Origin of the sequence: Rhizobacter sp. Root1238 (assembly GCF_001425825.1) — a bacterium.
Lineage (GTDB): Bacteria > Pseudomonadota > Gammaproteobacteria > Burkholderiales > Burkholderiaceae_C > Rhizobacter.
Map to the genome: position 1 here is coordinate 366,209 of NZ_LMDM01000048.1, position 11,164 is coordinate 377,372.

At 66.8% G+C, this 11,164-nt stretch carries 13 protein-coding genes; 9 read left to right on the forward strand and 4 right to left on the reverse strand.

The window, feature by feature from the left end; all coding sequences use genetic code 11:
• Window positions 1-651: 651 nt before the first annotated feature.
• The 7 genes from ccmE to ASC98_RS27080 all read left to right on the forward strand — a co-directional run bounded on the left by ccmE (window position 652) and on the right by ASC98_RS27080 (window position 6,156).
• Window positions 652-1,089, forward strand: a complete 438-nt coding sequence (gene ccmE, locus ASC98_RS27055; protein WP_056808611.1) for a cytochrome c maturation protein CcmE — start codon at window positions 652-654, stop codon at window positions 1,087-1,089.
• The gene (locus ASC98_RS27060; RefSeq protein WP_056808609.1) at window positions 1,086-3,056 is read left to right on the forward strand and encodes a heme lyase CcmF/NrfE family subunit; all 1,971 of its coding nucleotides are present in this window, start codon (window positions 1,086-1,088) and stop codon (window positions 3,054-3,056) included. The genes ccmE and ASC98_RS27060 overlap by 4 nt, the downstream gene beginning before the upstream one ends.
• Complete coding sequence (locus ASC98_RS27065) at window positions 3,053-3,598, forward strand: DsbE family thiol:disulfide interchange protein (protein ID WP_056808607.1); 546 nt, start codon at window positions 3,053-3,055, stop codon at window positions 3,596-3,598. The genes ASC98_RS27060 and ASC98_RS27065 overlap by 4 nt, the downstream gene beginning before the upstream one ends.
• Window positions 3,595-4,056: a cytochrome c-type biogenesis protein gene (locus ASC98_RS27070; RefSeq protein ID WP_056808605.1), complete on the forward strand. Its 462-nt coding sequence runs from the start codon at window positions 3,595-3,597 to the stop codon at window positions 4,054-4,056. Before ASC98_RS27065 ends, ASC98_RS27070 begins: the two co-directional genes overlap by 4 nt.
• A gap of 1 nt (window position 4,057) precedes the next feature.
• Complete coding sequence (gene ccmI, locus ASC98_RS27075) at window positions 4,058-5,353, forward strand: c-type cytochrome biogenesis protein CcmI (RefSeq protein ID WP_056808603.1); 1,296 nt, start codon at window positions 4,058-4,060, stop codon at window positions 5,351-5,353.
• A gap of 157 nt (window positions 5,354-5,510) precedes the next feature.
• Complete coding sequence (locus tag ASC98_RS30885) at window positions 5,511-5,681, forward strand: hypothetical protein (RefSeq protein WP_157598258.1); 171 nt, start codon at window positions 5,511-5,513, stop codon at window positions 5,679-5,681.
• A gap of 112 nt (window positions 5,682-5,793) precedes the next feature.
• Window positions 5,794-6,156: an HrpB1 family type III secretion system apparatus protein gene (locus ASC98_RS27080; RefSeq protein WP_056808601.1), complete on the forward strand. Its 363-nt coding sequence runs from the start codon at window positions 5,794-5,796 to the stop codon at window positions 6,154-6,156.
• Here the strand turns inward: ASC98_RS27080 and ASC98_RS32470 are convergent.
• Both ASC98_RS32470 and ASC98_RS27085 read right to left on the reverse strand, forming a co-directional pair.
• Window positions 6,149-6,364 (reverse strand): hypothetical protein, encoded by a 216-nt coding sequence (locus ASC98_RS32470; RefSeq protein WP_369820482.1) that lies wholly within the window; start codon window positions 6,362-6,364, stop codon window positions 6,149-6,151. The genes ASC98_RS27080 and ASC98_RS32470 overlap by 8 nt on opposite strands.
• Before the next feature lie 4 nt (window positions 6,365-6,368).
• Entirely contained in the window at window positions 6,369-6,857 is a 489-nt protein-coding gene (locus ASC98_RS27085) for an alpha/beta fold hydrolase (RefSeq protein ID WP_056808599.1), read from the reverse strand.
• A gap of 84 nt (window positions 6,858-6,941) precedes the next feature.
• Here ASC98_RS27085 and ASC98_RS27090 point away from each other — a divergent pair, with 84 nt between their 5' ends.
• Window positions 6,942-7,307 carry a MerR family DNA-binding transcriptional regulator gene (locus tag ASC98_RS27090; RefSeq protein WP_056808598.1) on the forward strand — a complete coding sequence of 122 codons (366 nt, stop codon included), beginning with the start codon at window positions 6,942-6,944 and terminating at the stop codon, window positions 7,305-7,307.
• Window positions 7,308-7,456: 149 nt separating this feature from the next.
• Here the strand turns inward: ASC98_RS27090 and ASC98_RS27095 are convergent, their stop codons facing one another.
• Together ASC98_RS27095 and ASC98_RS27100 are read right to left on the reverse strand one after the other, a co-directional pair.
• Complete coding sequence (locus tag ASC98_RS27095) at window positions 7,457-8,449, reverse strand: hypothetical protein (RefSeq protein WP_157598257.1); 993 nt, start codon at window positions 8,447-8,449, stop codon at window positions 7,457-7,459.
• Between the two features lie 644 nt (window positions 8,450-9,093).
• The gene (locus tag ASC98_RS27100) at window positions 9,094-9,486 is read right to left on the reverse strand and encodes an ester cyclase (protein WP_235581408.1); all 393 of its coding nucleotides are present in this window, start codon (window positions 9,484-9,486) and stop codon (window positions 9,094-9,096) included.
• A gap of 171 nt (window positions 9,487-9,657) precedes the next feature.
• On the opposite strand from ASC98_RS27100, the gene ASC98_RS27105 reads away from it, so the two are divergent.
• Window positions 9,658-10,554, forward strand: a complete 897-nt coding sequence (locus tag ASC98_RS27105) for an AraC family transcriptional regulator (RefSeq protein WP_056809194.1) — start codon at window positions 9,658-9,660, stop codon at window positions 10,552-10,554.
• The last annotated feature ends 610 nt before the right edge of the window (window positions 10,555-11,164 follow it).

Sequence of the window (11,164 nt, forward strand, 5' to 3'; positions counted from 1 at the left end):
GGTCAAACAGTCGGCGACAGTCAGTCCACGAAGCGCGCTGCGCGCGCGGGCCATGAAGCCAGCCAGCTCCGGCGCCCCCTCCTTATTGGCGCGCCACAGCCTCCCCACCCGCNGGGGGCCGAGGACTTCCCTCCGCTGACTGGCTTCATGGCCCGTCGCCGAAACTCCCTCCACTCACTTCGTTCGTTGTGGTCAAACAGTCGGCGACAGTCAGTCCACGAAGCGCGCTGCGCGCGCGGGCCATGAAGCCAGCCAGCTCCGGCGCCCCGTCCCTATTGGCGCGCCACAGCCCACCCACCCGCGCCTTTGCAGACACGGTGGCCTACTGCGTGGCGGACTCGTCGAACACACTCGGTTCGTGCGGGGCGGCGGGCGGTATGTGCTGGGGGCGATTTCTGGGGCGACGAAGAAGCTCGGCTTCGGGGGTGGCGTGCGCAGCACGCTTCGTGGACTGATTCATCGGCACTGTTTGACCACAACGAACGAAGTGAGTGGAGGGAGTTTGCCGATGCACCCCCGAAGCCGAGCTTCTTCGTGGAGTCGGCCCGCCAGGGCCGACCGCTCCGGCATGAGCCCCCAGCGCATACCGCCCGCCGCCCCGCACGCGCACGCGCACGCGCCAAGCAAGACAACAGAGTGACCAAGTCAAACATGAAACCCCGCCACAAACGCCTCGCGATCATCGTCGGCGCCGTCGCCAGCCTCGGCGCCGCCGCCGCCCTGGTGCTGAACGCGCTGAACAGCAACGTCGCGTTCTTCTTCACGCCTACGCAGGTCGTCTCCGGCGAAGCCCCGAAGGACCGTGCGTTCCGGGTCGGCGGCATGGTGCGCCAGGGCACATTGAAGCGCGACCAGATGACCGTCAGCTTCGTCATCACCGACACCGCCCAGGACGTGGCGATCCGCTACACCGGCATCCTTCCGGACCTGTTCCAGGAGGGCAAGGGCGCAGTGGTGCAAGGCAAGCTCGATGGCGAAGGCAGCTTCGTGGCCACCGAAGTGCTGGCCAAGCACGACGAGAACTACATGCCGCCCGAGGCCGCCCACGCGGTCGAGCAAGCCAAGAAGATGAGGAACACACTCAAATGACCCCCGAACTCGGCCACCTCGCGCTGATCCTCGCCTTCCTCGTCTCGATCGTGCAGGGCGTGCTGCCGATCGTCGGCGCCCACCGCAACAAGGTCGCGTGGACCTCGCTCGCGCGACCGGCGGCGCAGACGCAGTTCCTGCTCGTCGCGTTCGCGTTCGCCTGCCTGATGCAGGCCTTCGTCGCGAACGACTTCTCGGTGCTGTACGTGGCCGAGCACTCCAACTCGCAGCTGCCCACCGCCTACCGCGCCGCCGCCGTATGGGGCGGCCACGAAGGCTCGCTGCTGCTGTGGCTGCTGATGCTCAACGGCTGGACCCTCGCCGTCAGCCTGCTGTCGCGCCAATTGCCGCTGCCGATGGTCGCGCGCGTGATCGGCGTGCTCGGGCTGGTCGCCGCCGGCTTCCTGGCGTTCATGCTGCTGACGTCGAACCCGTTCGACCGGCTGATCCCGGCCGCCGTCGAAGGCCAGGACCTGAACCCGCTGCTGCAGGACCCGGGGCTGATCGTGCACCCGCCGATGCTCTACATGGGCTATGTCGGCTTCTCGGTCGCGTTCGCCTTCGCGATCGCCGCGCTGCTGGCCGGCACGCTCGACGCCGCCTGGGCCCGCTGGTCGCGGCCGTGGACCAACGTCGCCTGGACCTTCCTGACGCTCGGCATCGCGCTCGGCTCGTACTGGGCCTACTACGAGCTCGGCTGGGGCGGCTGGTGGTTCTGGGACCCGGTCGAGAACGCGTCGTTCATGCCGTGGCTGGTCGGCACCGCGCTGATCCATTCGCTGGCCGTCACCGAGAAGCGAGGCAGCTTCAAGAACTGGACCGTGCTGCTCGCGATCTGCGCGTTCTCGCTGTCGCTGCTCGGCACCTTCCTGGTCCGCTCCGGTGTGCTGACCTCGGTGCATGCCTTCGCGACCGACCCGCGCCGCGGCATCTTCATCCTGCTGTTCCTGAGCGCGGTGATCGGCGGCTCGCTGAGCCTGTTCGCGTACCGCGCCCCCAAGGTCGGCCTGGGCGGCGCGTTCGCGCTGATGTCGCGCGAAACGCTGCTGCTGATCAACAACGTGCTGCTGATGGTGGCCGCCGGCTCGGTGCTGCTGGGCACGCTGTACCCGCTGATCATCGACGGGCTGGGCCTGGGCAAGCTGTCGGTCGGACCGCCCTACTTCAATGCGGTGTTCGTGCCGATCATGGTGCCGCTGCTGTTCCTGATCGCGATCGGCCCGGTCGCGAACTGGAAGCACGCCGATGCGCGCGACATGTCGCAACGGCTGTGGATGGCCGCCGGCATCGCCGTCGTGCTGGGCGCGCTGCTGCCTATGTTCGTCGGCAGCTGGTCGCCGCTGGTCGCGCTCGGCCTGCTGCTGGCGGTGTGGATCGTCGCGAGCAGCGTGTTCCAGATCCGCACCCGCCTGAAATCGGGCTGGCCGCCGCGGGCGTACTGGGGCATGCACCTGGCCCACATCGGCATCGCGACCTTCGTCGTCGGTGTCACGATGGTGAAGGGCTACGAGGTCGAGAAGGACGTGCGCATGGCGGTCGGCGAGACGGTCGCGCTGGGCGGCTACACCGTCAAGCTGCTCGGCGTCGACGAAGTGCGCGGGCCCAACTACATCGCGCAACGCGGTGAGGTCGAGCTGTCGCGCGACGGCCAGGTGCTCAGCAGGCTGAACCCCGAGAAGCGCAACTACGCGTCGTCGCAGATGCCGATGACCGAGACCGCGATCGACAGCGGCCTGACGCGCGACCTGTACGTCTCGCTGGGCGAGCCGCTGGAAGCCGGCCCCGGCGGCAAGGCCGCGGCCTGGAGCGTGCGGGTGTACTACAAGCCCTTCGTCGTGTGGATCTGGCTCGGCTGCCTGCTGATGGCCGCCGGCGGGGCACTCGCCGCGAGCGACAAGCGCTACCGGCTGAAGCTGAAGCAGCGGGTCGGCGCGACGCTGTCGGGTGCCACCGGAGCGGCAGCATGAAGAAATACTTCCTGATCCCGCTCGGGCTGTTCGCGGTGCTCGCGGTGTTCCTCGCGGTCGGGCTCAACCACGACCCGCACGAGGTGCCGTCGCCGTTGATCGGCAAGCCGGCGCCGATGTTCTCGCTGCCGCGCCTCGACGTGGCGGCCAGTGCACAGGCCGACGCCGCGAAGTTCACGCCGCAGGAGATGCGCGGCAAGGTGTGGATGCTCAACGTGTGGGCCACCTGGTGCGGCCCGTGCCGCCAGGAGCATCCGGTGCTCGTCAATTTCGCGAAGCTCGGCCTGGTGCCGGTGGTCGGCCTGAACTACAAGGACAAGCGCGACGAGGCACAGCGCTGGCTGACCGAGTTCGGCAACCCGTATGTCGCGACCGCCGTCGATGCCGACGGGCGCGTCGGCATCGACTACGGCGTCTACGGCGTGCCGGAGACCTACCTGATCGACAAGACCGGCACGATCCGCTTCAAGCAGATCGGCCCGCTGACCGACGACGTGCTGCGCTCGAAGGTGATTCCGATGCTGAAGGAGCTGGGCGCATGAGGCGCTTGATCGCCGGGGCCGCGCTGGCCATCGCGTTCGCCTGCGCGCACGCCGCCGATGCCCCTCCGCTGGCCGACGACCCGGTCGTCGAGGCGCGGCTGGTCGGCATCGCCGAAGAGCTGCGCTGCCTGGTGTGCCAGAACGAATCGCTGGCCGGCTCGCGCGCGGACCTGGCGGAAGACCTGCGCCGCGAGATCCGCACGCTGATCCGCCAGGGCAAGACCGACCAGGAGGTGATGGACTTCCTGGTCAGCCGCTATGGCGATTTCGTGCGCTACCGGCCGCCGATGAAGCCGACCACTTACCTGCTGTGGCTCGGTCCGTTCGTGCTGCTCGGCGGCGGGCTGGTCGCGCTGGTCGCCTTCCTGCGCCGCCGCACGGCGCCCGATGCCGTCGCGCTGACCGCCGAGGAGCAACAGCGCGCGATGGCACTCCTGAACAACGACAAGACCCCCTGAGATGGCCACCTTCCTGATCGCCGCGGCGTTGCTCGTCGCCGCCACCCTGCTCGTGCTGCTGCGGCCCTGGCGGCGCGCCGCGCAGGCCGCCGAATCCACCGCCCGCGACGCCAACACCGCCGTCTACCGCGACCAGCTGGCCGAGCTCGATCGCGACCTCGCGGCCGGCACCATCCAGGCCGCCGACCACGAACAGGCGCGCGGCGAGCTGCAGAAGCGCCTGCTGGCCGATGCCGAGGTCGCCGAGCCGGCGATCGCACCGCGCAGCTCGGGGCGCGGCACGATGGTCGCGCTCGCGGTGGCGCTGCCGCTGCTGGCCAGCGGCATCTATGCGTGGCGCGGCAACCCGGCCGCATTGAACCCGCCGGCACCGCCCACGCAACGCGGCGAGGTGACGCAGCAGCAGATCGAACAGATGATCGCCGCACTCGCGGCACGCGTCGAGAAGAACCCGGACGACCCGAAGGCCTGGATGGTGCTTGCCCGCTCGTACCGCGCGATGGGCCGGCCGGCCGATTCGGCGAAGGCCTTCGAGCACGTCGGCGCCGAGATGCTGGACCGCGATCCGGTGCTGCTGACCGAGTACGCCGACGTGCTCGCGACGACGGCGAATGGGGACCTGCAGGGCAAGCCGCTGAAGCTGGTGCAGCAGGCGCTGGCGATCGACCCGAACAATGCGATGGCGCTGTCGATGTCGGCGACGGCGGCGTACCAGCGGCAGGACATGAAAACGGCCGCGGCGCAGTGGCAGCAGCTGCTGCCGATGCTGCCGCCGGAGTCGGATTACGCGAAGTTCATCGTGCAGACGCTGGGCGAGATCCGCGGCGGCACGGCGGGGGCGGCGGCTTCGGCGCCGGTGGCGTCTGCCGCACGCGCATCGGCGCCTGCCGCCACGGCGGCCTCCGCGGGCACCACGGCCCCCACCGCGGCCAACAAGCCGGCCGCCGGCACGGCGACGTCGGTCAGCGGGCGTGTCACGCTGTCCCCTGCCCTGGCGTCGAAGGTGCAGCCGGGCGACACGGTGTTCGTGTTCGCCCGTGCGCCGCAAGGCCCGCGCATGCCGCTGGCGGTGAAGCGCGGGCTGGTGTCGGACCTGCCGATGGATTTCGTGCTCGACGATTCGACCGCGATGAGCCCGCAGTTCAAGCTGTCGAGCGTGCCCGAGGTGCGCATCGAGGTTCGGGTGTCGCGCAATGGCAGCGCGACGCCGGCGGCCGGCGACCTGATCGGCCAGGGCCCGGTGGTGAAGCCGGGCGCCACCGGCGTCGCGGTGCAGATCGACCAGATCAGGCCCTGAGCTTCGGCCCGGCATCGCGCGCTTCGCTTTGCAGCCGCGACGCCGGCCGCTCACCGACGAGACTTCCTTTCAGCGCTGTCACCCGACAGCGTCCCAACTGAAAGGATTTCACATGCCTATTCCCGCAATCGGTGCAGCACTGACCCGTGTCCTTCCCATGGCCACGAAAGCCCTCGGCAAGGCCCCCGGCCTGCAAGCCCTCGGTGGCCTGATGGGTGGCCCTGGTGGTGGCGAACAAGCCCAGGGCGGCCAGCAAGCCGGCCCGGGCGGCGCGGCCAGCGCCATCATCCAGCGCCTGAAGTCGATGGCTCCGGGGGGAGGCGACTGAGTCCCACCGACCACCTTGACGAAGATCGACCTGTCGGACCGGCCGCGCTGCGGCCTTGTCCGGCACCTCTGACGCGGCCGCAACCCGGCGGACCGCTTTTCGAAAGCCCGTCATGAGCCCGCACACCAAAGACGATACTGCACAGCTGATCCAGGAGATGTTCGACGCGATCGTGCGCCAGGAACTCGGCCGCGCCGAAGCGCTGTGGTTCCAGCTGCGCGACCTGCCGGACGCCGCGCCGTCGGCGCTGGCCATCGGCGCCTTCATCCCGATCCTGCGCAACGAGCCGCGCGATGCGCTGCACTTCCTGCAGACGCTGCCGGACGATTGCTGCCCCGACCTGAAGGCCTTGTGCACCTACCTGCTCGGCGACCCGATCTGGCACCTGGAGGCCAGTTCGCTGGCCGAGAGCGGCGATCCGCTGATGCGCACGGCGATGCGGCATCTGCTGGAGACCGACAGCGTCGTCAGCTGAGGGCGTTGCGCCGCGACATGCCGCGACCCAACCTTCGCGATGAACCCTGCCAGGTCGTCATTGAACCGCTGGGGTGACGTTTGCCATAGATCTGGAGCATGGGCTTGCGAACGCCCTGGAGTCCTTTCGCAGCATCGACCGTCATGCGGTGCACGACACGCTGCATGTCGAACGATGCCAGCGCAGCATTGGCCAGCAGGCGTTGCACGACTTCATCCGCCGGCGGGCGATGGAAACACAGCGCTGTCTGCATCGCCGTACTTCGCGAGGTAGTTGGAAATGACGGCGGCGCCGAGCGACCATCCAACCAGCATCGGCCGACCGGGCCTCGACTTGCGGATGACCGCGTCCAGGTCGTCCGCCCACCGCAGCCCGTCGGTGTACATCTGCGGCGCCGAAGGGCGGCCGGACTGCCCGTGGCCCCGCAGGTCATAGGTGATCAGGCGGTAGCGTTGCAGCACCGGGCTGTCGACTTGCGCCTGCCAGCTGAGGTGGCTGCCCAACAGGCCGTGCACGAAGATCACGGGCGTTCCGCTGGGGTCGCCCGCCTCCCGGATCGACAAGGTCACGCCATCCGCAGAGACGACCGTGTCGTGCCTGGAGGTGGTCTCGGCCCGCGCGTGGTGGGTCGTGGTCGCTGCGAGGGCCAGCAGGCAGGCCACGAGTGCGCGAGATAGCATGCCGAACGGCAAGAGGGTCATGGAGTTGCTCCTGGTGAGACAAGGGGGCGCTGACTGTCGAGCCTCACATCCGTGTCAGGGTCAAGCCGTCGTTCTCGAATCCTCATGAAGCCTGTTGGATTGCTCGCCATCGGCGCACTGTCCCGCCTCACCGGCATCAGCGTGCGGGCGATTCGGCATTACGACGCCCTGAAGCTGTTGAAATCTTCGCGCGCAGAAAACGGCTACAGGAAGTTCGAGCCCGGCGCGGCCGCGCAGGTGTGCCAGATCCAACGACTGCTGGCCACCGGTCTGAGTCTTGACGAGACTCGGACCTTCCCCGGCTGCATGCTGCTGATCGAAGGCGCCGCGCCCTGCGAGCAGACCTTGTCGACGCAACGCGAGCGGCTGGCCCTCATCGAGGCGCAGATCGATGACCTGGAACGCCGGCGCGCGCGATTGCGCGAGATGCTGCGCGACCACAGCGGCTGACGATGGCTCGACTCCTTCGCGCGGCGCGCGATTCGCAAGCACCCGCCCGTCGCGCGGCCTCGTAGTGCGCCAGCGCCGAATGTGCGGTCACGCTCACCGGCGAGCGGGCCGCGATCAGCAGGTCGCGCCGCTTGTTCGCCCCGTCGAGCTCAGTGGGGAAACGGAGCCGGGTTTGCCAAGTAGGCCTTGGACAGGCGCGCGAACTGGCCGCCGTCGTTCGTGATGTCAGCCGACGTGTCGTCCCCGGGACTGAAGACGATCGCGAATGTGCCGTTGCCCGTGTACTGCGTTGGATGCGTCAGCATGTACTGGACGTGGTTGTCCCGATAGTGCTTCGGCGTTCCGCCGGGGGTCGTCGAGGGCACGCCCATGGGGGTCTGCCAGTACAGGATCGGCAGGCCGCCCAGGTGGCTCCGCACGATGCTCCAATCGTTGAGGCCCTGGTTGAAATTCGGTGTGGTGACGTTGTTCTCGTCCAGGTAGAACGGGCCGGGGCCGCGATTTGCACAATTTGGCACCGGGTTCGGGTCTTCAAAGCAACCTGCATCGCGATCGCTCGTCTGCGCCACGATGAAGTCGGCCTTGTCTGCACCGAGTTTGGCCATGAAGGTGCCGGTGGCGTTTGGATCCCCCGACCACAGCGACGGGGGGAAGCCCATCCTCGCCTTGGGCGCGTACGTCCGCCCGAGCTTCAACAGGCAACCGACGACGCCGACGGCCGTATCCGGTTGGCCGGCGCATTCCGGCACCGTGCTCACGCGCGCCGGCAACTTCGTCGGGTCGCCGCCGGGTGCACCGCCCTGGGCGAAGCCCCAGAAGTCAGGCTCGAGGTTGACCAGGGTGGGGCGGCCGGTCTCGCCGATCTTCTGGTACATCAACTTGACTTGCGCCCAGTAGGCGACCATGAACGGCGCGTCGTTGATGACGGTGACGTCGCCACCCCGCAGGGAAGGCATCTGGAACAGGGTGAACATCGGCACGGCGCCCATGGCCTCGACGTCGTTGGAAAATTTTGTCACGACGCCACCGTCCGGCGCGCCGTATAGCCATTGAGGCCATGCGTTACCGCCGCCAGCGTTGAAACCCGTGACCGCCACGAGATAGGTATCGATGATGTCCGGAGTGATCTGCTGGGCCTTCATGTCCGCAAAAGTACTGGCCGCGCCGAGGCCCACGAGGAGCCGGCCGGGCTTGCCGAGGGCTGTAGTGATCGAAGGAGGCGGTGCCGGTGCCGGTGCCGGTGCCGGTGCCGGTGCCGGTGCCGGTGCCGGTGCCGGTGCTGGTGCTGGTGCTGGTGATGCGCCAACGGGTGACGCGGGGGTGCCCGAGTCTTTGCTGCCCCCACAGGCTGATAGCACCAGCGCACACAGCAGTGCGCTTGTTGCAGTGGCACGTGTGGGGCGTTGGCTTGGCATGCTCATTGTGAAGTTCCTGTTGAGTCAAAGTGCGGCGCGCACATGTCGTCTGACATGCCGGACCCTCAATTCCCGGTGCGATTCTGTGAGGCACGACTTGGGGCGAACCTGAAGAACCCGTGACGAACCGACGAACGACACGAGCGGCGTTGGAGCGGAGAGACGCCGTGCAACAGGATGCAAGTTCAGACCGATTCGATCGACATCGAACAGCGAGTTGCCGGACTCTCAGGGTCCAGACCCATACCGTCGCAGTCGTTTGGGCGATGGGTTCAGCAATGCAACGGCACATCGCTGTGCCATTCACCCCGGACCTCCGGTCGATTCCCGTCTTCCGTGTATGGCGGCCGACCGGAGGTGTCGGTGCGGCCTCAGGAGCGCGGCAACCCGCCGATCTGCTGCATCAGTCCGAGCAGGTCCGGTTGCCCCACTTCGGAGACGATCTTTCCGGTCGAGAGCCGATAGATGTTCAGCGCTTGCACGGCAATCGTCTTGCCGGTGGGAGCCACGCCCAAGAAGGCTCCGCGGTGCGTCCCGCGCATCGTGAATCGCGCCGCGACGACATCACCTTCGATGACGGTTTCCTCGAGAGCCCACTGAATGTCGGGAAATCCGCTGCGCATCATCCCGATGATCTCCAAGTAGCCCTGTGGCCCGTGCACGGGTTCGGCACGTCCCGGAACGTGAAACACGGCGTCCGGAGAAACCAACTCTTTGGCGAGCCGCGGGTCCGCGGTGTTGATGAACTCCACGAAGCGGTCCATGAACTGTCGGTTTGTGGTTTGCATCGGTCGCCTCGGACTGTCGATCAATATCAGAAGAGAACCAGGGCATGGTGGCCGCCCGGCGCCCGCGTTCCCGGATTGTTCGAGTTGCCGGCGTGTTCGACACGATCAAAGTCGGTTGCCAAATGGTGAATATTGGACAATGTGTCGATGCCGCACGGAACGAGACGCATCGATATCGAGCTGGTCCCATATCGGCCCTCGGCCGAGAGGGCGCTGGATCTGGAGGTCTTCTCCATGTCGGACCTGAGACGAAGGGTGCCCCGAGCGCACCTGCAGCGTCACCACCGCTACGACTTTCACATGTTCGTGTGCGTTCGACGCGGGATATGCCGCGCAGTGGTGGACTTCAATCACATCGAGTGTGGCGCCGGATCGCTGCTGACCATTCGGCCCGGACAGGTTCATCGCTTCGGCCCGGGAAGCCGTTGGGACGCACACCTGCTGTTGTTCCGACCCGAGCTGCTGCAGGTTTCGCAAGGCGAGGAACGCCTTCAGATGCCAGAACTGATCGATGCGCTTCCCGGCCATCTGCGCCTCGACCGGTCGACGGGTCGCTTCTTGGCCGACACGCTCGCGCGGCTGGAGGAAGACTGTGCGCTCGACGCCCGGCAACCGCTGCTGAACTGGCTGCTCCAGAGTGAACTGGCAACGCTCGTGACGCGGCTGCACATTTTTCACGCGAAGCAACAGCCGTCCGTTGGAACATCCTCCGACGCGCCGGAGCGCTTTCGTCATTTCAAACGGCTTCTGGACGCGAAGGTGCACCAGTGGCATCACGTATCGCGCTACGCACATGCCATGGGATGCTCCGAGAAGACTCTCACTCGCATCTGCAGTGCGGTGGCTGGTGTTGGGGCGAAGGCCTTTATCGCCTCGCGCCTTGCGCTGGAAGCCAAGCGCCTCCTCGTGCACACGGAGATGCCGATTTCAGCCGTCGCGCAGCGGCTTGGCTTCGACGAGGCGACCAACTTCACCAAGTTCTTTCGCAGCATCGAAGGATGCACGCCAGGCGACTTCCGCCGTCAGTTCGATGTCTCGTTGTAGTCGCATTCAGCGATGCTGTCTGATCATGCTCGCGCATGCCATTGGTACAGATCGAAGTGCTGCGTTAGGTTCGAGCTCCGCGGACCGGCAGGCGAGTGCACGTTTCGGGCGGAGGAAATCAACGCCATCATGGGATGGGCGCGTGGCTCGGTCATGGTGCTTCGGTATGCGTCGTTCCGCGCCGAAGACTTGGCTGCGCGGCTGTGCATCGCGAGTTGACAGTCTCGTGCTGTGGCGGCCGCATGGAACTCACCTACACAACGTTTTCTGTCGTGTAGGTGTGGTTGGCACCTGTTTTTTGCGCGGTCTGAGCCCGATTGGCCCTGTCCAGCAGCCAGAAAGCAAAACGCCTCGCAATGCGAGGCGTTCTAACTACTTGACTTCACTGTGTTCTTTGGAGGCGCGGGCTGGAGTCGAACCGACCTACACGGATTTGCAATCGCCCGATCACTTTGTAAATCAATCGCTTACGGCATCGGGGGCTGTCAGGATTTCTGTGTGCGAGGCGGTTGAGCTGAATTGGCTATTGGCCGACTCGCTTATCGACTGCCGTGCGCCGGCAGTGTGAATCGCTCCTCGTAGACCACAGCGAATTGGTTCATCGCGGGGC

Bases quoted from the DNA above. Each gene is read 5' to 3' on its own strand.
- ASC98_RS30885 (WP_157598258.1), top strand. From the start codon at position 5,511: ATGGCCACGAAAGCCCTCGGCAAGGCCCCCGGCCTGCAAGCCCTCGGT.
- ASC98_RS27090 (WP_056808598.1), top strand. From the start codon at position 6,942: ATGAAGCCTGTTGGATTGCTCGCCATCGGCGCACTGTCCCGCCTCACC.
- ccmI (WP_056808603.1), top strand. From the start codon at position 4,058: ATGGCCACCTTCCTGATCGCCGCGGCGTTGCTCGTCGCCGCCACCCTG.
- ASC98_RS27060 (WP_056808609.1), top strand. From the start codon at position 1,086: ATGACCCCCGAACTCGGCCACCTCGCGCTGATCCTCGCCTTCCTCGTC.
- ASC98_RS27100 (WP_235581408.1), bottom strand. From the start codon at position 9,486: ATGGACCGCTTCGTGGAGTTCATCAACACCGCGGACCCGCGGCTCGCC.
- ASC98_RS27065 (WP_056808607.1), top strand. From the start codon at position 3,053: ATGAAGAAATACTTCCTGATCCCGCTCGGGCTGTTCGCGGTGCTCGCG.
- ASC98_RS27105 (WP_056809194.1), top strand. From the start codon at position 9,658: ATGCCGCACGGAACGAGACGCATCGATATCGAGCTGGTCCCATATCGG.
- ccmE (WP_056808611.1), top strand. From the start codon at position 652: ATGAAACCCCGCCACAAACGCCTCGCGATCATCGTCGGCGCCGTCGCC.
- ASC98_RS27080 (WP_056808601.1), top strand. From the start codon at position 5,794: ATGAGCCCGCACACCAAAGACGATACTGCACAGCTGATCCAGGAGATG.
- ASC98_RS27095 (WP_157598257.1), bottom strand. From the start codon at position 8,449: ATGAAGGCCCAGCAGATCACTCCGGACATCATCGATACCTATCTCGTG.
- ASC98_RS27070 (WP_056808605.1), top strand. From the start codon at position 3,595: ATGAGGCGCTTGATCGCCGGGGCCGCGCTGGCCATCGCGTTCGCCTGC.
- ASC98_RS27085 (WP_056808599.1), bottom strand. From the start codon at position 6,857: ATGACCCTCTTGCCGTTCGGCATGCTATCTCGCGCACTCGTGGCCTGC.